General features: G+C 63.4%; 18 protein-coding genes. 11 read left to right on the top strand and 7 right to left on the bottom strand.

The window, feature by feature from the left end:
- Positions 1 to 2 precede the first annotated feature (2 nt).
- From AC5ZGW_RS37825 to AC5ZGW_RS37845, 5 genes are all read right to left on the bottom strand, one after another.
- Positions 3 to 1,220 (bottom strand): EAL domain-containing response regulator, encoded by a 1,218-nt coding sequence (locus AC5ZGW_RS37825; protein ID WP_130229578.1) that lies wholly within the window; start codon positions 1,218 to 1,220, stop codon positions 3 to 5.
- A 408-nt stretch (positions 1,221 to 1,628) separates the two neighbouring features.
- Positions 1,629 to 2,801, bottom strand: coding sequence for a lactonase family protein (locus AC5ZGW_RS37830; protein ID WP_165435539.1), 1,173 nt, complete (start codon positions 2,799 to 2,801; stop codon positions 1,629 to 1,631).
- 195 nt (positions 2,802 to 2,996) lie between these two features.
- The gene (locus AC5ZGW_RS37835) at positions 2,997 to 4,004 is read right to left on the bottom strand and encodes a Bug family tripartite tricarboxylate transporter substrate binding protein (protein WP_463327355.1); all 1,008 of its coding nucleotides are present in this window, start codon (positions 4,002 to 4,004) and stop codon (positions 2,997 to 2,999) included.
- Between the two features lie 163 nt (positions 4,005 to 4,167).
- A complete protein-coding gene (locus AC5ZGW_RS37840; protein ID WP_130229695.1) occupies positions 4,168 to 5,142 on the bottom strand; it encodes a TAXI family TRAP transporter solute-binding subunit in 975 nt (324 codons plus the stop codon).
- Positions 5,143 to 5,157: 15 nt separating this feature from the next.
- On the bottom strand, positions 5,158 to 7,197 hold the full coding sequence (locus AC5ZGW_RS37845; protein WP_130229696.1) for a TRAP transporter permease: 2,040 nt from the start codon (positions 7,195 to 7,197) through the stop codon (positions 5,158 to 5,160).
- A gap of 206 nt (positions 7,198 to 7,403) precedes the next feature.
- On the opposite strand from AC5ZGW_RS37845, the gene AC5ZGW_RS37850 reads away from it, so the two are divergent.
- Positions 7,404 to 8,207 carry an SDR family NAD(P)-dependent oxidoreductase gene (locus tag AC5ZGW_RS37850; RefSeq protein ID WP_130229697.1) on the top strand — a complete coding sequence of 268 codons (804 nt, stop codon included), beginning with the start codon at positions 7,404 to 7,406 and terminating at the stop codon, positions 8,205 to 8,207.
- Between the two features lie 35 nt (positions 8,208 to 8,242).
- On the opposite strand, the gene AC5ZGW_RS37855 is transcribed toward AC5ZGW_RS37850, so the two are convergent.
- Positions 8,243 to 9,787 carry a cation:proton antiporter gene (locus tag AC5ZGW_RS37855; protein ID WP_130229698.1) on the bottom strand — a complete coding sequence of 515 codons (1,545 nt, stop codon included), beginning with the start codon at positions 9,785 to 9,787 and terminating at the stop codon, positions 8,243 to 8,245.
- A 203-nt stretch (positions 9,788 to 9,990) separates the two neighbouring features.
- Between AC5ZGW_RS37855 and AC5ZGW_RS37860 the strand changes: the two genes are divergently transcribed.
- The 7 genes from AC5ZGW_RS37860 (at position 9,991) to AC5ZGW_RS37890 (ending at position 16,067) form a co-directional block, all read left to right on the top strand.
- Positions 9,991 to 10,704: a tetratricopeptide repeat protein gene (locus tag AC5ZGW_RS37860; protein ID WP_130229699.1), complete on the top strand. Its 714-nt coding sequence runs from the start codon at positions 9,991 to 9,993 to the stop codon at positions 10,702 to 10,704.
- 343 nt (positions 10,705 to 11,047) lie between these two features.
- Positions 11,048 to 12,955, top strand: coding sequence for a propionyl-CoA synthetase (locus AC5ZGW_RS37865; protein WP_130229708.1), 1,908 nt, complete (start codon positions 11,048 to 11,050; stop codon positions 12,953 to 12,955).
- Between the two features lie 139 nt (positions 12,956 to 13,094).
- Positions 13,095 to 13,364 (top strand): hypothetical protein, encoded by a 270-nt coding sequence (locus AC5ZGW_RS37870; RefSeq protein ID WP_028168247.1) that lies wholly within the window; start codon positions 13,095 to 13,097, stop codon positions 13,362 to 13,364.
- 16 nt (positions 13,365 to 13,380) lie between these two features.
- Positions 13,381 to 13,587, top strand: coding sequence for a DUF6494 family protein (locus tag AC5ZGW_RS37875; RefSeq protein ID WP_130229700.1), 207 nt, complete (start codon positions 13,381 to 13,383; stop codon positions 13,585 to 13,587).
- 243 nt (positions 13,588 to 13,830) lie between these two features.
- A complete protein-coding gene (locus AC5ZGW_RS37880) occupies positions 13,831 to 14,565 on the top strand; it encodes an OmpW/AlkL family protein (RefSeq protein ID WP_165435552.1) in 735 nt (244 codons plus the stop codon).
- Positions 14,566 to 14,711: 146 nt separating this feature from the next.
- Entirely contained in the window at positions 14,712 to 14,930 is a 219-nt protein-coding gene (locus AC5ZGW_RS37885) for an alkylphosphonate utilization protein (protein ID WP_130229702.1), read from the top strand.
- A gap of 141 nt (positions 14,931 to 15,071) precedes the next feature.
- Complete coding sequence (locus AC5ZGW_RS37890; RefSeq protein ID WP_130229703.1) at positions 15,072 to 16,067, top strand: IS30 family transposase; 996 nt, start codon at positions 15,072 to 15,074, stop codon at positions 16,065 to 16,067.
- A gap of 120 nt (positions 16,068 to 16,187) precedes the next feature.
- Here the strand turns inward: AC5ZGW_RS37890 and AC5ZGW_RS37895 are convergent, their stop codons facing one another.
- Complete coding sequence (locus tag AC5ZGW_RS37895; RefSeq protein ID WP_130229704.1) at positions 16,188 to 16,883, bottom strand: DUF1013 domain-containing protein; 696 nt, start codon at positions 16,881 to 16,883, stop codon at positions 16,188 to 16,190.
- 216 nt (positions 16,884 to 17,099) lie between these two features.
- On the opposite strand from AC5ZGW_RS37895, the gene ispH reads away from it, so the two are divergent.
- The 3 genes from ispH to rnhA are packed head-to-tail and all read left to right on the top strand — an operon-like array spanning position 17,100 to position 19,516.
- Entirely contained in the window at positions 17,100 to 18,068 is a 969-nt protein-coding gene (gene ispH, locus AC5ZGW_RS37900; protein ID WP_130229705.1) for a 4-hydroxy-3-methylbut-2-enyl diphosphate reductase, read from the top strand.
- A gap of 6 nt (positions 18,069 to 18,074) precedes the next feature.
- Positions 18,075 to 19,055, top strand: coding sequence for a homoserine kinase (locus AC5ZGW_RS37905; RefSeq protein ID WP_130229706.1), 981 nt, complete (start codon positions 18,075 to 18,077; stop codon positions 19,053 to 19,055).
- Positions 19,052 to 19,516 (top strand): ribonuclease HI, encoded by a 465-nt coding sequence (gene rnhA, locus AC5ZGW_RS37910; protein ID WP_130229707.1) that lies wholly within the window; start codon positions 19,052 to 19,054, stop codon positions 19,514 to 19,516. The genes AC5ZGW_RS37905 and rnhA overlap by 4 nt, the downstream gene beginning before the upstream one ends.
- The last annotated feature ends 221 nt before the right edge of the window (positions 19,517 to 19,737 follow it).

A 19,737-nucleotide genomic window follows, 5' to 3' on the forward strand; every position in this document is an offset into this window, starting at 1 on the left:
CGTCACGATTTCGATTCAGCGCTCGCGGCAGGGGAAGGCCGCGAGCGGGCGAACTTCTTCACTCCCATCGGCTTGCCGAACAGATAGCCTTGCACCAGGTCGAAGCCGACCGCATGGGCGGTGAGGAAGTCGGCGCGGGTCTCGACGCCCTGGGCGAGCGCCCGTGCGCCGTGGTCGTGGGCAAGCTCGACGACATGTTTGCACACGGTCTGCTTCAGCCGGTCGTCGGCGGCGCCGGTGACGAATTGATGATCGATCTTCAGTTCGACGAAGGGGAAGTTCTTTAGACCCATCAGCGATGGCCACTCCGTGCCGACCTGGTCGACCGATATCGCGATGTTGTGGAACCGCACCTGCCGCGCGACCTCGATCACGAGGTCCAGGTTCTCGATCACCTCGGCGCTTCCGATCTCGAGCAGCAGGCCGCCGAACGCGGGATGCTGCGGCACGCGGCGGCATAATTCGCGCACGGCTTGCGGATCGCTCAGGAACGATACCGGCAGGTTGATCGAGAGGTCCACCGGTCCTTTCTGCTCCAAGAGATAGTGCCAATCCTCGATGGCGCGACCGACCACGAATTCGGACAGCGCTTGGAAATGCGGATCGCTTTCATCGGGAATGAAATAGGCCGGCGGCACCACACCCCACGCCGGATGCCGCATCCTGACCAGGGCCTCCGCGCCCGCGGGCACCAGCGTGCGCAAGTTGATCTTCTGCTGGTACCACAATTCGAGCCAGCCGGCCTTGAGCGCTTCTGCCACATCGACCGCGGGGCTCGGCGCGGGCTCCTGCGGCAGCAGCATCGCAACGCTGTCGCGCAGCGTTCCGGCGCCGAACGGCGTCGCCAGCGGCGGCAGCATGGCTACGCCGTATTCTTCGCCAATTTGCCTGACCGCTTTTACCATAATCGACTCGGGCGGGCCGATGACGAGAACCTTGCCGGCGAAATTCTTTCTGACGAGAACCTCCAGAATCCTGCCGACCTCGATCCCGTTGACGGAGACACCGAGCACAAGCAGGTCGGGCCGATGCGCGTCCAGCGCGCCATCCAGTTCGGTGGCCTCGCCGCACTCCGAGGTGATGAAGCCGAGATCCTCGAGAGCATCAGAAAGAAAGGTACGAAGGTGCTTCTTGCTATCGGCGACGCAAGCCCGCGGCGTCAATTTGCGATGACCGAACCAGCCGGGTCGTGCGTATTCCTTGGGGTTGATTTGATTCATGCCCGCCCTTTCCCGTGATGTCGATTTGACTCGTACATCTCCGTGGCGGCCTTAATCGGGAAATTTGAGGACCCTCCTTTCAAATCCCCATGAATGCTTAGGTAGGGTTAAAGAGACAAATAAAGCTAAAATTGTAATGAATAATCGAAGCAGATCAGCGCATCGGCGGCCCCAAATGCCGTGCTCCGACGCCATTCGGTCCGAACTGCTCGCGAGCGATTGCAATGGTGCGCCGCCGCGTCGTTTCGCGGCGGCAGCACGCGTTAATGTCTGTGGTTGTTTATCGTTGTCGCCGTGATCGATTCCCGTTTTGAGAATAGCGTTCACGTGATCGCCGCCGCTACCGATCGTTCTTTATTCGAGCATGATCTTTTCGGAAAACCGGTCTCCACTTTTCCGGATCATGCTCTAGTGCCCCATGCGCGCCGAAGCCGGGTGACCCGGCACCTTGAAGCGTTTTCCGGTGTCGCTAACCTTCCCACCATCGACTTTCAGGATCGAGAAATCCTGAGTCAGGTAATTTCCGGCCAGCAGGTACTTGCCGTCCGGCGTGAACACGACGGCTTCGGGCAAGCCACCGACCTCGATGTCTTGAGTCTTGGTCACCTTCTTGCCGTCGATCTTCAGCACCGTGAGGCTGCCGTCCTTGTGATAGTAGTACGCGTTCTTCATGTTGGAGCCGCGCAAAATGGCGGCGACAGCGAGATCTCCCTTCGGCGAAATCGCAAGGCCCTCGGGGCCGTCGCCGACCACCACACGATCGATGATGCGCGGCGGATTGGCTTCGAGATCAATCACGCTCGTGGTGTCGACGCTGCCGTCGGATGAGCCGGCGCCGCCATTGTCGGACGTCAGCGCGAGTTTGCCATTTGGCGTCACCGCGACATTGTATGGCCATTGGCCCGTCGGCAGATCGACCTTGTTGTAGGTGACCTTGTCTCCGGCAATATCGAGCACCGAGACCTTGTGCGCGGGGAAGCGGACAGCGAGCGCCCGCTTGCCGTCCGGCGTGAACGCCACATGGGCGACGCTGTCGGGCAACGCAATGGTGTCGGTGACCTTGACGTCGGTCCCATTGATCGAGAGCACGCTAACGGAATTGTCGCCACGATTGGCGACCAACGCCATCTTGCTGTCCGGACTGATGCTGAGCCCGGACGGCTGCTTGCCGACGGTCACGGTTGCTGCCAGCTTCGGCGGGTTGGCCTTGAGATCGATGACATAGACCTTGTTGTCCGGCACCTGCTTCAGCGCATCGCCGTCCTTGGTCACATCGACTGAATCGGCGACGAGAGCGATCGAGCCGGTCGGGTCGATGTCGAGATTGACCGGCGGTCCCACCACCGAATTCTTCAGCGGCAGTGAGGCGACGGTCTTGGGATTTTCGGGATTGGCGAGGTCGAGGATGAGAACCTGGTCCTTGCCGGGCGCAGACAGGATCGGTTTTCCATCGTCATCCCATAACACCTTCTCGTCGAGCCCGACGATCATGAAAGGTTTCGCATGGGCAGGATTGAACGTGAGATTGCAGAGCAGGACTGCGGCTCCCAAAGATAGTCCGACGGCGCGGTAAGCAGGCATTGGCGTTTCTCCCGGTTGCGCCGGCCACTGGCGGGCCGGTTTCGCGCAGGGAAAATTAAGCAGGGAATACGATCCTTGCCAATGGCCGAACTGACGTGCGTGTTGGCGCTCGGTTCTATACGTCGTCTGGATCGGGTGACCGACGCGCCCCGTCGGCCGATGTCCCGGCCCTGCTATGGGAGAGTAATGCCGTCGTCACTCCGGCTGGATGCCCGCGAATTTGGCGACCTTGCCCCATTTCTCGGTCTCCGCCAGCACGTAAGCCTGCATGTCCTGGGCCGAGCCGCCGACGGGGTCGGCGCCGAGCTTGCGCAGGCGTGCAATCCCGTCCTCGGTCTTGAGGAATTTGTCGACGCTCGCGTTGAGGCGGTCGATGATCTCCTTCGGCGTCTTCGCAGGAGCCGCGATCGTGAACCAGGAGGCGGCCTCATAGCCGGGCACGCCCGCCTCCGCGATCGTCGGAAGGTCAGGCAATAGCGGCCAGCGCTTGGAGGTGGACACCGCAAGCGGACGGATCTGTCCGGCTTCGGCGAAGGGCTGCGCGGCGGGGAGGTTGTCGATCATCAGATGCACGCGGCCGGCGATCAGGTCGGTCAATGCCGGCGCGCTGCCCTTGTAGGGCACATGCGTGATCTCGACGCCGGTCATCGAGCGGAACAGCTCGGTCGAGACATGCGCGGTGCTGCCGAGCCCGGGCGTGCCGTAGAACAATTCGCCACGCTTCGACTTGGCGTAGTCGATCAGTTCGGCGACCGACTTCACCGGCAGCGAATTGGTGACCGAGCAGAGATTGGGCACCCGCGCGATGATGATGACTGGCGCGATATCCTTCAGCGGATCGAACGGCATGTTCCTGAACACGAACGGATTGATCGCATGCGTGCCGGGCGTGCCCACGAGGAAGGTGTAGCCGTCAGGATCGGCTTTGGCGACGGCGTCGGCCGCGATATTGCCGCCCGCGCCGGTTTTGTTCTCGACGATGAACTGTTGGCCGAATTCCTCGGAGACCTTGGCCGCGACCACGCGGGCCAGGATGTCGGTGGTGCCGCCGGCGGCAAACGGCACCAGGAGCTTGACCGGCCGCGTCGGCCATTCGGCGGCGCGCGCCAGCCGCGGCAGCATTGATGCGCCGGCAAGCCCGGCGGTGCCTCGCAGCAGCGAGCGGCGGCTAAGATTTGACGAAGCGACGGTCGAAGAAGGCATTTGGAGGTCCTTGAGCGATGCGGAAGGATAGGCGCCGAAAAATCGAGCGGCGCACGATGGCGCCGCTCAGCGGTGGTCAGGAATTGTGGTTGAGGCGTGTCATAGCGTTTTCGAGCGAAGTGGATACCGGTTCGCGTGAAGAAAACGCGTCAAAACAAAAGAGCTAGCCGTCAATGCCCTTTTCCTTGAAATACTTCAATGCGCCCGGATGGAACGGGATCGGGGAGCGATCCTGGCGCTGGTTGTCGAGGGAGAAGCTCTCGGCTTCCTTGTGCACGGCGACGATGTCGGCCTTCTTTTCCACCAGCGTCTTGACGATCGTATAAGCATCGTCGTTGCTCATCTTGTCCCCGGTGACAACCAGGTTCCAGACCTCGGTGATGGAATTGTCCTTGTCGTAGCCCGGATACGAGCCTGCCTTGATCTTGCTGGCGGAGTAGAGTTTGCCGTATTTGGCATTCATCTTCTCGGCCAGGTCGCCATGATCGATCAGCTTCATCTTGACGCCGGGGGTCGCCGCGAGGTCGGTCACCGCCGCGGTCGGGATGCCCCCGACCCAGAAGAAGGCATCGATCTTGCCGTCCTTGATGGCGTTGACGGATTCGGCAACGCCGAGCCGCTCGCGCTTCATGTCCTTGTCTTTGTCCAGGCCAGCCGCTTCGATGACACGGAATGCCATCACTTCGGTGGCGCTGCCGGGCGAACCCGTCGAGACGCGCTTGCCCTTGAAGTCCGCCATGGTCTGGATGCCGGTGCCCTCGACGGTCACCACATGCATGCGGTTCGGATAAACGACGAGGAGGGCCTGCAGCGGCACCTTGTTGTTCTTGAACTTGTCCTGGCCCTGCAGTGCGTCGAGCGCGGCATCGGCCATGGTGAAGCCCATTTCGCTCTGCCCGGTGCCGATCAGCTTGAGATTGTCGACCGAGCCGCCGGTGACCTCGGCGGTGGCCTGCACATTGGGAAGATTCTTCGAGAGCACGTTGGCGATCGCGCCGCCGAGCGGATAGTAGACGCCGCCGGTGCCGCCGGTGCCGATCGACATGATCTTCTGCTGCGCATGAACGATGCCGGCAAAAGCGAGACCGGCCGAGATCGTCACAGCCAGCATCGCCACGGTCTTTTTCAGTTTCTTCATCCTGTCACTCCCTCATTAAATCGTAAGCGCCGGTTCCTTCGGCGTCGGTGTTCTCGCCTGCCACAGCAGCACGCCGAGGCCTATGATCAGACCTGGCACGTAGGTGTAGCTGATATCGCGGCCGATCATCCATTCGACGATCGCCTCGATCAAACTCGGAAACACCAATAGCAATCCGGATAGCAGAAGCAGGCCGCGTTCGATCGGCGTAGTTTGTCGCAGGGCCCAGTTCTGGGCAAATGCGGCGAGCGCCAGCAGTCCGATGGTCGCCTTGAGCGTGATTTCGAGGATATCGACCCACGAGCCGCCCTTCGGGATCGCCAGCAGAAGGCCAACGCCCTGCGGGTCGAGCACGAACACGAACGGCACCAGGAAGGCCGGCAGCGTGTATTTCCACGATTGCAGCGTCGTGCGGTAGGGATCGCCTCCGGTGATGGCAGCAGCCGCGAACGGCGACAGCGCTGTTGGCGGCGACACCTCCGACAGCACGGCGTAATAGAAGATGAACATGTGCGCGGCGTAATCGGGCACGCCGAGCTTGATCAGCGCCGGCGCTGCGATCACGGCGCAGATGATGTAGGAGGCGGTCACCGGCACCGCGAGACCGATAATCCAGACGATCAGCGAAGTGTAGATCGCGGTCAGTAGTAAGCTGCCGCCGGCATAGCTGATCACGATCGACGAGAATTTCAGGCCGAGGCCCGTCAGCGTCACGATGCCGACGACGATGCCGGCGCATGCACAGGTGGTCGCGGCATTGAGCGCGCCGATCGAGCCGTCGGCCAGCGCCTTCACCAGCTTCGTGGGCACCAGCGCCGTTTCCTTCCGCAGGAAGCTCAACGCGAAGGTGACCACAACGGCGTAGAACACCGACAGTGACGGCGAATAGCCGATGATCATGAACACGACCACGGCGGCCAATGAGACGAAGTGAAAGCCGTAGCGCTTGGTCATCTGGCCGAGCGTCATCTCCGGCTTGAAGTTGACGTCCTTGGCGCCGAATTTGCGGGCATCCAGTTCGACCATGAACAGCAGCGACATGTAATAGAGGCAGGTCGGGATGGTCGCCATCCAGATCACGTCGAGATAGCTGATCTTGAGAAACTCGGCGATCAGGAACGCGGCCGCCCCCAGCACCGGCGGCGACAGGATCGCGCCGAGGCCACCGGCCGCCAGCAATCCGCCGGCGGCGTTTTTCTCAAAACCCGCTTTGGCCAGCATCGGATAGGCCACGGTGCCGATCATCACGGTGGTGGCAACGCCCGAACCCGAGGGGCCGCCGAGCAGGAACGACGACAGCACGACCGTCCGTCCTGCGCTGTTCGGCTTGCCGCCCATCAGCGCCAGCGAGAAGTCGATGAAGAACTTCCCGGCGCCGGATTGCTGCAGGAATGCGCCGTAGATCGTGAACAGGATGATCAGGGTAGCCGACACATCGACGGCGACGCCGAAAATGCCTTCCAGCGTGATGAAGAGATGGCCGACCAGGCGGGACAGGTCGTAGCCGCGGTGGGTCCACGGCGCCGGCAGATGCGGACCGAGCATCGCATAGGCGATGAAGAACAGCGACACCACGGGCATGATGGGTCCGGTGGTGCGCCGCGTCGCCTCGAGCAGCAGCACGATGAAGACAATGCCGACGATGACATCCAGGTGGTCGGGCGTCGTGGCGCGGTCGGTGAAATCCTCGCCGCCCCACAGCGCATAGACGATGGTTGCGACCGCAACGATGCCCGGCACGATGTCCCACCAGCGGACGCGGTTGCGAAAACGCGTGGCGAGCGGAAACAAGAGGAAGCTCAGCACCAGCGTGAAGGCGACATGGGTATAGCGGAGTTCCTGGGTCGGAACGATCGCGTAGGCCGCATAGAGGTGGAACAGGCTCATGACCACCGCGATCGTGGTCGAAATGCGTCCTGCCCATCCCATCAGGCGGTTGGTCGCGCCTTCCTCGGCCTCTACGAAGGTTTCCGCTTTCTGCAGCGCCTCCTCGGAGATGGCGACGACTTCGTCATTGGACGACGATTTGCCTGACGGTCGGCCTTCTGTAGTCATGCTTCCCCCAGTACGCTCTCTCTAACCCGGCTGGACGGCCGGGTCTTGGGCGGCGCATTCATGCTGGTTTGGGGCAAACGTTGCAAGGGGCATCGCGCCTGCGACTTTCGGATGATGCATGCGGAGTGTGCATCGGGCACATCAGCCGGACTGGGTTGACCGCGGGCGCCTGGCTGCAATACGAACACTAACAAGGGGAGAAGCCAATGGATCGGCTCAAGGGCAAAATCGCGATGGTGGTCGGCGCCGGCTCGATCGGGCCGGGCTGGGGCAACGGCAAGGCGGCCGCCGTCACCTTTGCGCGCGAGGGTGCCAGCGTGTTCTGCGTCGACCGTAACGCGGCCGCTGCGGAAGAGACGGCCGGCATCATCACCGGCGAGGGCGGCAAGGCGGCAGCGTTCACCGCGGACGTCTCCCGTGCGGCCGACGTCGAGGCGATGGTCGCCGCATGCCTGAAGACGTATGGCCGCATCGACGTGCTCGACAACAATGTCGGCATCGCCGAGATGGGCAGCGTGGTCGAGGTGAGCGAGGCGGAATGGGACCGCGTGTTCGCCGTCAACCTCAAGAGCGCCTATCTTGCCATGAAGCACGTGATCCCGGTGATGCAGAAGCAGGGCGGCGGCTCGATCATCAACATCTCCTCGATCGCCTCGATCCGCCATCTCGGCATCTCCTACGTCACCTATGCCACCACGAAGGCGGCGATGAACCAGATGACGCGCACCAGCGCGGTGCAGTTCGCGCGCGACCATGTGCGGGTGAACGCGATCCTGCCCGGTCTGATGAAGACGCCGATGGTGGCGCATTCCGCCGGCCTCGCCGCCAGCTATTCCGCGGGCGACGTGGAAGCGATGTGGCGCGCCCGCGACGCGCAGGTGCCGATGGGCCACATGGGCGACGCCTGGGACGTCGCCAACGCTGCCTTGTTCCTGGCTTCGGATGAATCGAAATACGTCACCGGCATTGAGCTCGTCGTCGACGGCGGCGTGACGCTGAAGGTGAGCTAATTGTCGTCCCGGCTCAAGGCCGGGACGACGCAAGATCACGCCTCCGCGCTCAATTCGGCACGGTCGAGCTCTTCCTCGACCAGATGAAATGCGTCGTCGCCGATCTCCTCAGAGTCGCGCAGCGTCAAGAGCGATTGCCGGGCGGCGCTGATCGCGCGGCGCCTTAAGGGATCGGCGGGAAGCTCGCTCGATGTGACGCCGCCGCTCGGATCGGTCTCGGCGCGCATCAGAAGCGCGCGGTATTCCAGCCTGAGGATCTCGGCCTCCTCGGACGGATCGCCGTCGATCTCCTCCAGCGCGGCGCGAAAGGCCGTGGCGCGGGCGCGCGCCGCCTCGGCCGTCACCGGATCGTCGTCCTTCAGACGCAGCGCCAAGATCAAGGGCCGCAAGGTCAAGCCCTGGATCACCAGCGTTCCAAACACCACCGAAAAGGCGGTCAGCAGGATCAGGTCGCGATACGGGAAATCCTCCGGCAACGCAAAGGCGGCCGCCAGCGTGACGATGCCGCGCATGCCGCACCAGGAAACGACGAAGCCGCTCTTGATTGTCGGCGGCGGCGCCGTGCGCGAGGGGTGGAATAGCCCCCATGCCACCAGTCGCCGAAAGACGACGCCATAGCTCATCACCCACGCGATGCGCGCGAGAATCACGGCCGCCAGCACGCTCGCGGCAAAGATGCAGTATTCCATGCGCACGTAGGCGTCGAGCCCGGCCCAGATCGGCTTGAGCTGCATCCCGATGAACATGAAGGCGAGCACGTTGAGCACGAATACCACGGTCTCCCACACCGCATAGGACGGGACACGCAGCCGGGCCGGAGTTCGCGCCGGTGCGGTGCGGGCCAGCGTGATGGCGAAGACCACGATGGTGAGAATGCCGGAAAGGCCGATCCGCTCGGCGATGATCCAGATCATGAACGTGCCGCCGAACTGGGTGATGATCGCGCTCGGCGCGTAGCTGATCCGTTGCGTCAGCAGTGCCGAAATCCTCGCGAAGAGAAAGCCGGCGAGCAGGCTGCCGACGAGCGCCCATGCTACCGCGGGCGCGAATTCGTGCAGCTTCGCATGCTCGATCGCCACGGCGCCCACGGCGATGCGATAAATCAGCAGCGCGCTGGCGTCATTGAGCAGGCTCTCGCCTTCGAGGATTTTCAGGAGCCGATAGGGCAGCTTGACCTGGCGCAGGATTGCGACTGCGGCAGCGGCATCCGGTGGTGCCACGATGGCGCCGAGCGCGATCGCCGCGGCCCATGGCATGTCCGGCTTGAACCAGTGCGTCACCAGGGTGACGGCGGCGGTGGTGGTTCCTACCGCCGCCAGCACCAGCATCGTCACCGGCAACCAGTTGTTGCGGAGGTCCCGCAGCGAGGTGTCGAACGCTGCATCCACCAGCACCGGCGCCACGAACAGTGCCAGCGCGAGGCTGGGTTCCAATGTCCAGGATGGCCCCGACGGCAGGAAGGTCAGGAGCACGCCGCCGATCGCAAGAAAGGTCGGATAGGGCACGTTGATACGTCGCGCCACCGCCGACAGCGGAATGGCGACGAGCAGCAGGACGATGATCCATTCGAAGGTTGACACGCGTCAAATTCCCGTTGGCGGACGTCGGCTAATCTAGCATCAGTTTGCGAGCCCATGGGCAAGCGCGAAATCGCGACAAATCTCCCGCTGTGCGGAGTATGCGTCGTTTGCTACCATCGGGCCGAGATCAAGAATTCCTTCCGGACCAATCGATGCAACCCTGGCTCTTCATCCGACGCGCTCTCGTCGCGTCGAGCCTTTGCATGGCGCTTGCGCAGCATGCATTCGCAACCGGCGTAGAGCCGCTCAAGGATGTGCAGGCCGATCCTGCGCCATGCCTCACTGCTGCTGGTGCTGACGATAACGACAAGGCCGTCGAACTCTGCACGGCGCTGATTGACAATGAAAGCGCCACCAACGCCGATCGCGTCAAGGCGCTGATCGCGCGTGGCGACGCCTATGCCCGCAAGGACATGGTCGACCGCGCGATCTCCGATTACGACGCGGTGCTGAGGCTGGATCCGACGCTTGCCGATAGCTTCAATGCGCGCGGCGAGCTCTGGCGCAAGAAGGGCGACCGGCCCAAGGCGCTCGCTGATTTCGGCGCGGCGATCAAGCTGAACCCGGATCACGCCGCGGCGCGCGCGAACTACAAGTCGTTGGCGCTCGAATTGGAGCGCCTGGGCGCGCTGATGGCCGTTGCCGGCAAGCCAAGTTTCAATTGTGCCAAGGCGCACCGCGCGGTGGAGAAGGTCATCTGCGGCAATCCGGAACTCGCCGATCTCGATCGCGAGATCTTTGCGGCGAATGCCAGGGCGATCCGCGAGGCCGAGAATCCGCGTGCCGCCCGCGCCCTGCAGCGCGAGCAGGACGAATTCATCGCCCGCCGCAACGCCCAGTTCGGCCGTCCCGGCTACGACCTGCAGAAGGCGATGAAGCAGCGCCTCCAGAAGCTGAACGGGGCCGATGGGTATTAGCTCTCTTTCACCTCTCTCATAGGGAGAGGTCGATTTGCGCCAGCAAATCGGGTGAGGGGTTACGCTCTCTCGTGGGACCTGAACCCCTCACCCGGCGCTGCGCGCCGACCTCTCCCTGCGGGAGAGGTGGGAGGTCGCGAACGCGCTTTGTGCACGAACGGCGGCGTCTTTTCGGCTTGAATCATGACCGCTCTCCGTGACAATGCGGTCAGAGACGATGAACTAGCCGCTTGCGTCATGCCCGGCCTTGTGCCGGGCATCCACGTCCTTCCCGGCGAGGAAGCAACGCGTGGACGGCCGGGACGAGCCCGGCCATGACGGGGAGAAGGACCGGGAGGACGCCATGAATATTCACGACAGCCGCTATCACGAGGTCTATGCACGTTCGCTGGCTGATCCCGAGGGCTTCTGGAGCGAGGCGGCGCGGGAGATCGATTGGATCGAGCCCGCGAAGAAGATTTTCGATCCCTCGCTTGGCGCTTATGGACGCTGGTTCACCGGCGCCGTCGTCAACACCTGCTACAACGCGCTCGATCGCCATGTCCTGGGCGGTCGCGCCGAGCAGGTCGCACTGATCCACGATTCCCCGCTCACCGGCAGCGTGACGAAATTCACCTATGCCGAGCTTCTGAAGGAAGTGCAGACGCTCGCCGCGGTCATGCAGGATTTCGGCGTGACCAAGGGCGACCGCGTCATCCTCTATATGCCGATGGTGCCGGAAGCGGTGGTGGCGATGCTGGCCTGCGCGCGGATCGGCGCGGTGCACAGCGTGGTGTTCGGCGGCTTTGCGGCAAAGGAGCTGGCCAGCCGCATCGATGATGCCAAGCCGAAGCTGATCTTTTCGGCAAGTTGCGGAATCGAGCCCGGCCGCATCGTGCAGTACAAGCCGCTGCTTGACGAGGCGATCAAGCTTGCCAGCGCCAAGCCGCAAGGCTGCATCATCCTGCAGCGCCCGCAGCATGGTTGCGAGCTCACTGCGGGCCGCGATCACGACTGGGCCCGTCTGCGCGGCGCCGCGCTCGATGCCGGCAAGGCCGTGCCTTGCGTCCCGGTGCTCGCGACCGATCCGCTCTACATCCTCTACACCTCGGGCACGACGGGAATCCCGAAGGGCGTCGTGCGCGACAATGGCGGGCACCTGGTCGCGCTGAAATGGTCGATGTTCAACCTCTATGGCGTCAGGCCGGGCGAGGTCTGGTGGTGCGGCTCCGACATCGGCTGGGTGGTCGGCCACAGCTATATCGTTTACGGCCCACTGTTCCATGGCGCGACCTCGGTCATGTATGAAGGCAAGCCGGTCGGCACACCCGATGCCGGTGCGTTCTGGCGGGTCATCTCCGAGCACAAGGCGGTTGCGTTCTTCACCGCACCGACCGCCTTCCGCGCCATCCGCAAGGAGGATCCGGAAGGCAAGTTCATCCGGCAATACGATCTCGCAAACTTCCGCACGCTCTTCCTCGCCGGCGAGCGCGCCGATCCGCCGACGGTGGAATGGGCGGAAGCACAATTGAAGGTGCCGGTGGTCGACCATTGGTGGCAGACCGAGACCGGCTGGTGCATTGCCGGCAATCCGGTGGGCCTCGGCATGCTGCCGGTCAAGCACGGCTCGCCGACGGTACCGATGCCGGGCTATCAGGTCGATGTGGTCGATGAGGCCGCAAGGCCCGTGCCCGCAGGCACTATGGGCTCGATCGTGGTCAAGCTGCCGATGCCGCCCGCCTGCCTGCCGACGCTGTGGCAGCAGGACGAGCGCTTCAAGGAAGCCTATCTCTCCGAATTCCCCGGCTACTACAAGACCTCGGATGCCGGCTACAAGGATGAGGACGGCTATGTCTGGGTGATGGGCCGCACCGACGACATCATCAATGTCGCCGGCCACCGGCTCTCCACCGGCGGCATGGAAGAGATTTTGGCGTCGCATCCCGATGTCGCCGAATGCGCCGTGCTCGGCATCAATGATGCGATCAAGGGCGAAGTGCCCTGCGGCCTCCTGGTGCTGAAGGCCGGCGTCAGCCGTCCGCCGGCCGAGATCGAGAAGGAAATCGTAGCGCTGGTGCGCGAAAAGCTCGGCCCCGTGGCCGCCTTCAAGCTCGCGATCACCGTGGGCCGCCTGCCGAAGACGCGCTCCGGAAAGATCCTCCGAGGCACCATCAAGAAGATCGCCGACGGCGAAAGCTGGACCATGCCGGCCACGATCGAGGACCCCAAGGTACTTGACGAGATCGGCGACGCGCTGAAGGGAAGGGTGTGACGGTTGGATCGTCATGCCCGGGCTTGACCCGGGCATCCATCAAGATCAGAGAAGCCGCCATCTTTTCGATGGATTGCCGGGTCATCCCCGATCGGGTCGGGGACGGGCGCCCGGCAATGACGAAAGAGGGAACCCACGTATGCGACGTTACTTCGCCCGAGCCCATATCGCGCTGTTCCTGCTCGCCCCGCTGCTCGCCGGCTGCCTCGAGCATAGATCGGCGCCGCTGGCCGACGCTGCGGGCGATGACGACGCTTTCTGCCGCGCCAACAATGTCCAGCAGGGTTCGCCCGAATATGTCGCCTGCCGCAAGGACCGCGACGTCCAGCGGCAGAACGCTGAAGCGAGGACCGACCGCCGGCAGCGCAATCTCGCCGAAGACATGCTCAACAATCCGGTGAGGCCATGAGGCAAGGAGGACCGTCATGAACGAAGACGTCTTCAACGAAAGCCTGCGCCGATTCCTGAAGCGCGTCGGCATCACCTCCCAGCGCGAGATCGAAAAGGCCGTACGCGACGGCATCGACGCCGGCCGTCTCAAAGGCAACGAGAAGCTGACCGCAAAAATGACGCTGACGATCGACGCTGTCGGACTCAAGCACGAGGTGACGGAAGACATCGCGCTCGGATAGTGCTTCGCGAATCTCCGTTGTCATGCCCGCGAAGTATGACGAGAGCGGCAGCGCGTTACCGCTACGACTGAATCGCATCGGTGTTTGCCGTGATACTTTTGCAACGGTGTGACTCAATCACGCCATGTCTCGTCTGATTTGATCCGCATCAAATCCTTCACCGCCCCGCTTCTGGTCTGAGAGAGGCAACGCGCGACTTTCCGCGCGGACTTGGCGATGGAAGACTTGGCGATGGGGAATTTGATGAGGACAAGAACGATTTTGACGGCGTCACTGCTCGCGGTTGCGGCGGCGTTCGGTGGGGCTGCCATGTCGGCGCAGGCTGCGGATCTGGCGCCGGTCTACAAGGCGAAAGCGCCGCCGCCGGTGGAGACCTTCAACCCCTGGATGATCCGTCTGCGCGCGCTCGGCGTGTTGCCGGATGCGGGCGGCAGCTCGGTTAACGTCTTCGGCGTTCCGGGCCTGTCGTCACCGAATTCGGGGCTCTCGATCAGCGACCAGGTCATCCCGGAGCTCGACATCACCTATTTCTTCACCGAGAACTTGGCGGCCGAACTCATCCTTGGCGCGACCAGGCATCACATCAGCGGTACCGGGGCGCTCAACGGGCTCGACATCGGTAAGGCCTGGCTGTTGCCGCCGACGCTGACCCTGCAATATCACTTCACCGGGCTCGGCGCGTTCAAGCCGTACATCGGTGCCGGCATCAACTACACCGTGTTCTTCAACCAGTCCGCGGCCAATACGCCGGTCGGCGGCCTCGCGGTGACGGATCTGCACATCAGCAACCAGGTCGGCGCCGCGGTCCAGTTCGGCTTCGACTACATGCTCGACCGCCACTGGGGCCTCAACGTCGACGTGAAGAAGCTGTGGCTGCGGCCGGACTACTCGGCAACCGTCAACAACGCAATTCCAGTCACCGGGCGCGCCAATATCGATCCGTGGCTGGTGGGCGGCGGCGTCGTCTACAAGTTCTGACGCCGCGGGGGGATGGCGGCGCCGGGGGGGCCGGGCCCCGGCGCCGCCAGCCGCCTTGATGCTGAGCCCGCATGAGATGACGGACGAAATCGAATTGCGCTAAGAGAGAGTGTTCTCATCTCAGCGCGCGTCGCGGAAAGCATCACATGGACATCAAGGTTAGGGATTCAAACGGCGCGCTGCTCGGCGAAGGCGACAGCGTCACGCTGATCAAGGACCTGAAGCTGAAAGGCTCGTCCACGGTCTTGAAGCGCGGCACGGTGATCAAGAACATCCACCTCACCGATAGCGAGGACGAGATCGAAGGCCGCACCGACAAGGTCAAGGGCCTGGTCCTGCGCACGGAGTTCCTGAAGAAGGCGTGAGGCCGATCCGCCGTCAATCACCCGCGAAAGCGGGTGATCCAGTATTCCAGAGACGTCAATCGTCGGACCGATAAGCTGCGGCGTACTGGATACCCCTTAGGTTCACGACACAAGTGCAACACCTGCCAGGGTGTTGCGGCGATGGGACAGTGTTACGGCCAGCTCAGCCTCGATGAGCGCATTGAGATTTACCGCCTGCATGCAGGCGGTAAATCTCAAAACCAAATTGCGTCCGCACTTGGCCGGGCGCCATCGACGATCAGTCGCGAACTTCGACGGAACTCCCGGCCCACCAAGGTTTGGGCGGGCGGCTACGAGCCTGTCCGGGCGCAGCAACTGGCCGGGCGCCGGCGGCGGTGGGATTGCCGCTTCAAGCTGGCGCGCCAGCCGCACCTGCGGGACCGCGTGGGCAAAGGCCTTGCGATGGGACATTCCCCCGAGCAGATCGCTGGCCGACTGGCGCTGGAACATGGTCGCGTGATCATCAGCCATGAGTCAATCTATCGCTTCATCTATCATCGAACAGCCCAGAAGGATTACTGGTATCGTCTGCTGCCGCGTCACAAAAAAATACGCGGGCGACGCGGACGCAGCCGCGCCAGCGTCATCAAGCACCGACGCTCGATCGCCGAACGACCCGTTGAGGTCGAGGGCCGCGGAACGCCGGGCCATTGGGAGGCGGACTTCATGCTGTTCGCCAAATGCGGTCAAGGCTTGCTGGTTCTCCACGAACGACAAACCCGTTTCAACATCGTTCACCGCCCGCCCGATCGAAAGGCTGTTCTCACCGCTCAAACCATCACGCGTCAGCTCGGCAAGGTTCCGGCGGCGATGCGCCAAACCATCAGCTTCGACAACGGGAACGAGTTCGCCGAGCATCACAGGCTTCACCAAACCCTCGGCCTCCAAACCTTCTTCTGCGATCCCCACAGCCCCTGGCAAAAAGGCGGCGTCGAAAACTTCATCGGCCGGCTACGACGCGTCCTGCCGCGCAAAACCGACCTCAACCTCATCACCCCAGCTGACCTCAAGCGGCACATTCGCCGCCTCAACAACACCCCACGCAAATGTCTGGACTTCAAAACCCCCGCTGAGGCATTCTCCGAACTCAAATCAATCGTTGCACTTCAACCGTGAATCCATCCCCCGCACTCGCGGGGCATGATGGTTGAGGGCGCTCGCTGCATCGCCTCAAACAAAAACGCGACGGGTTATCCCGCCGCGTTCGCATCTCCGATGGCTCAAAGTGGAGGAGACTTACTCCTCCTCGTCCGCCTTCTTGCCGCCGATCGTCTTCAGCTTGGCGAACACGGCGTCGACGTTGAGGTCGTCGCTCGTCTTCTCGGCAGGCTCGAACTCCGGCTCCTTCCGCGTGGTTTCGGAGGCGGGCAGCAGCGTGGCGCCACCATAGGTGGCGGTGGCGGGCTTCTCCTTGGCGGCGCGCTGCACCTCGAAATCGAGCTCGATCTGCGAGCACAGGCCGAGCGTCACCGGGTCCATCGGGGTCAGCGTCGAGGTATTCCAGTGGGTGCGGTCGCGGACGCTCGCGATCGTGGTCTTGGTGGTTCCGACCAGCCGCATGATCTGGGCGTCCTTCAGTTCGGGATGGTTGCGGACCAGCCACAGGATCGCGCTCGGCCGCTCATGGCGGCGCGATACCGGGGTGTAGCGCGGGCCCTTGCGCTTGGCGGCGGCCGGCAGCACCACCTTGCTCTCGCCGAGCCTGAGGCGATAGTTGGGGTCCCTTTCGCCCCTTTCGATCTCGTCGCGGCTCAATTGGCCGGTCGAGATCGGATCCATGCCCTTGATGCCCTGGGCGGCGTCGCCGTCGGCGATGGCGCGGACCTCGAGCGGGTGCATCTTGGTGAAATCGGCGACCTGGTCGAAGGTCAGCGCGGTATTATCGAGTAGCCAGACGGCGGTCGCCTTGGGCATCAGAGGTGCGTTGCTCATGGCAAATCTCCTTTGTGCTTCGCCCACCTCTTTGGAGGCGAAACCGGGGGGTCATCAGCGATGACGGGAATTAAGCCCTATATAATCCTTCGGGTACCGGTGGCGCAATGGTTCTGCTAGAGTGCCTTGACACCGCCGGAAACCGAGCCCAAGTCCTACCCCAACTGACCGTTCCCTGCCCGCCGGCAAGGGGTGATTCGGTCGCGAGATCGCTCCATGCCAGCCAAACCTGACCTGAGAATCGTGCTTTGTTCGCCACGCGGCTTTTGTGCCGGGGTGGTCCGGGCCATCGACACTGTGGAACGGGCGCTGACGATCTACGGCGCCCCGGTTTATGTCCGGCACGAGATCGTCCACAACAAATACGTCGTGGACGGCCTGAAGAAGAAGGGCGCGATTTTCGTCGAGGAACTGGCCGAAATCCCCGAAAATACCACCGCGCCGGTGGTTTTTTCCGCCCATGGGGTTCCGAAATCGGTTCCGGCGGATGCTCAGGCGCGCCATTTGTTCTCGCTGGACGCCACCTGTCCGCTGGTCACCAAGGTGCACCGGGAAGCGGCCATCCATTTCAAGCGGGGGCGGGAGATCCTCCTGATCGGGCATTCCCACCACCCGGAGGTGGTCGGCACGCTCGGCCAGTTGCCGCCGGGCGCCGTGACCCTGATCGAGACCGCCGAGGACGCCAAGACCTTCACCCCGAAGGATCCCAACAACCTCGCCTTTGTGACCCAGACCACGCTCTCGATCGACGATACCGCCGAGATCGTCGCGCTGCTCAAGGAGCGCTTCCCGAACGTCAACGGGCCGCACAAGGAAGACATCTGCTACGCCACCACCAACCGCCAGCTCGCGGTGAAGAAGGTGGCTCCGGTGGTCGATGCGCTGATCGTGGTCGGCGCGCCGAACTCCTCCAACTCGCAGCGCCTGCGCGAGGTCGCCGAGCGCGAGGGCTGCCCGATCGCGGTGCTGGCGCAGCGTGCCAGCGATATCGATTGGGCGCGATTTGAGGGCATCAGCAGCCTCGGCATTACGGCCGGCGCCTCCGCGCCGGAAGTGATCGTAGAAGAGATCATGGACGCGTTCGGCGAGCGCTTTGAATTGCATGTCGAGACCGTCTCGGCGGCGGAAGAAAACGAGTTCTTCCCGCTGCCGCGCTCGCTGCGTCCCGAAGCCGCCGCCGAGTAGTCCTTTATGGCGGTCTACACCGACGTCGCCGCCGAAGAGCTAGCGGAATTCCTCAAGAGTTACGACATCGGCGAACTCCTCTCCTATAAGGGGATCGCCGAAGGCGTCGAAAATTCCAACTTCCTGCTGCACACGAGCCGCGGCTCGTTCATCCTGACGCTGTACGAAAAGCGCGTGGCGGAGGATGATCTTCCGTATTTCCTGTCGCTGATGGCGCATCTGGCCGAGCGCGGCGTGAGCTGCCCGCAGCCGGCGCGAAACCGCAACGGCGAGGTCTATAGCCGGCTTGCCGGGCGGCCGGCGGCGATCATCAATTTCCTCGAAGGCATGTGGCCGCGGCGGCCGACTGTCGGGCACTGCGGAGCGGTCGGCGAGGCGCTGGCGAAAATGCATCTTGCCGGGCTCGATTTTCCGATGTTCCGGAAGAACCCGCTCTCGGTCGCCGGCTGGCGGCCGCTGTTCGATCTCGCCAGCGCGCGCGCCGACAGCGTGCAGGCGGGCCTGCGCGATTTCGTCGAGTGCGAGCTCGGCTATCTCGAGGCGAACTGGCCGGCCGATCTGCCGGTCGGCGTCATTCATGCCGATCTGTTTCCGGACAACGTGTTCTTCCTCGGCGACAGGCTGTCCGGCCTGATCGACTTCCCGTTCTCCTGCAACGACATCCTGGCCTATGACGTGGCGATCTGCCTCAATGCCTGGTGCTTCGAGCCGGATCATTCCTTCAATGCGACCAAGGCGCGCGCGCTGCTCAATGCGTACGGCCGGGCGCGGCCACTGTCGGAAGGAGAGCAGGCGGCGCTGCCGCTGCTTGCGCGCGGCGCCGCGCTGCGCTTCCTGCTGACGCGCCTGGTCGATTTCCTCAACGTGCCGGCGGGTGCGCTGGTGAAGCCCAAGGACCCGCTGGAATACGCGCGGAAGCTGCGCTTCCACCAGAGCGTGAAGACGCTGCGCGACTACGGCGTGACGCAGGCAGGGTGCGTGGCGTGAGCGAAAAGCCGCATGTGACTGTTTTCACCGACGGCGCCTGCTCCGGCAATCCCGGTCCGGGCGGCTGGGGCGCGATCCTGAGATTCGGCGACGTCGAGAAGGAATTGAAGGGCGGCGAGGCCCATACCACCAACAACCGCATGGAATTGATGGCGGCGATCTCGGCGCTGGAGGCGCTGAAGAAGCCCTGCGTGGTCGATCTCACCACCGACAGCCAATATGTCCGCCAGGGCATCACGGGGTGGATCTTCGGCTGGAAGAAGAACGGCTGGCGCACCGCCGACAAGAAGCCGGTGAAGAACGTCGAGCTATGGCAGCGGCTCGATGCCGCGCTGAAGCCACACGAGGTGCGCTGGCACTGGATCAAGGGCCACGCCGGCCACGCCGAAAACGAGCGCGCCGACCAGCTCGCCCGCGAAGGCGTCGCCATGGCGCGGCTCAAGGAGAGAGTGGGGCAGTAGCGCGCAATTTTGCCGCATTCGTCATGGCCGGGCTCGTCCCGGCCATCCACGGGTCGCTGCGCGTTCGGAAGCAAAGACCTGGATGCCCGGGACAAGCCCGGGCATGACGGCGTTCCGTAGCCTCAGCTCGTCATTGCGGGGAGCCTAGAGCGCGATGTCATTTGGTTGAATCGGCTTGGCCGCAAGTTCACCTCTCCCGAAGGGAGAGGTCGCGCCGGAGG

The organism is Bradyrhizobium sp. Crot121, assembly GCF_059512385.1.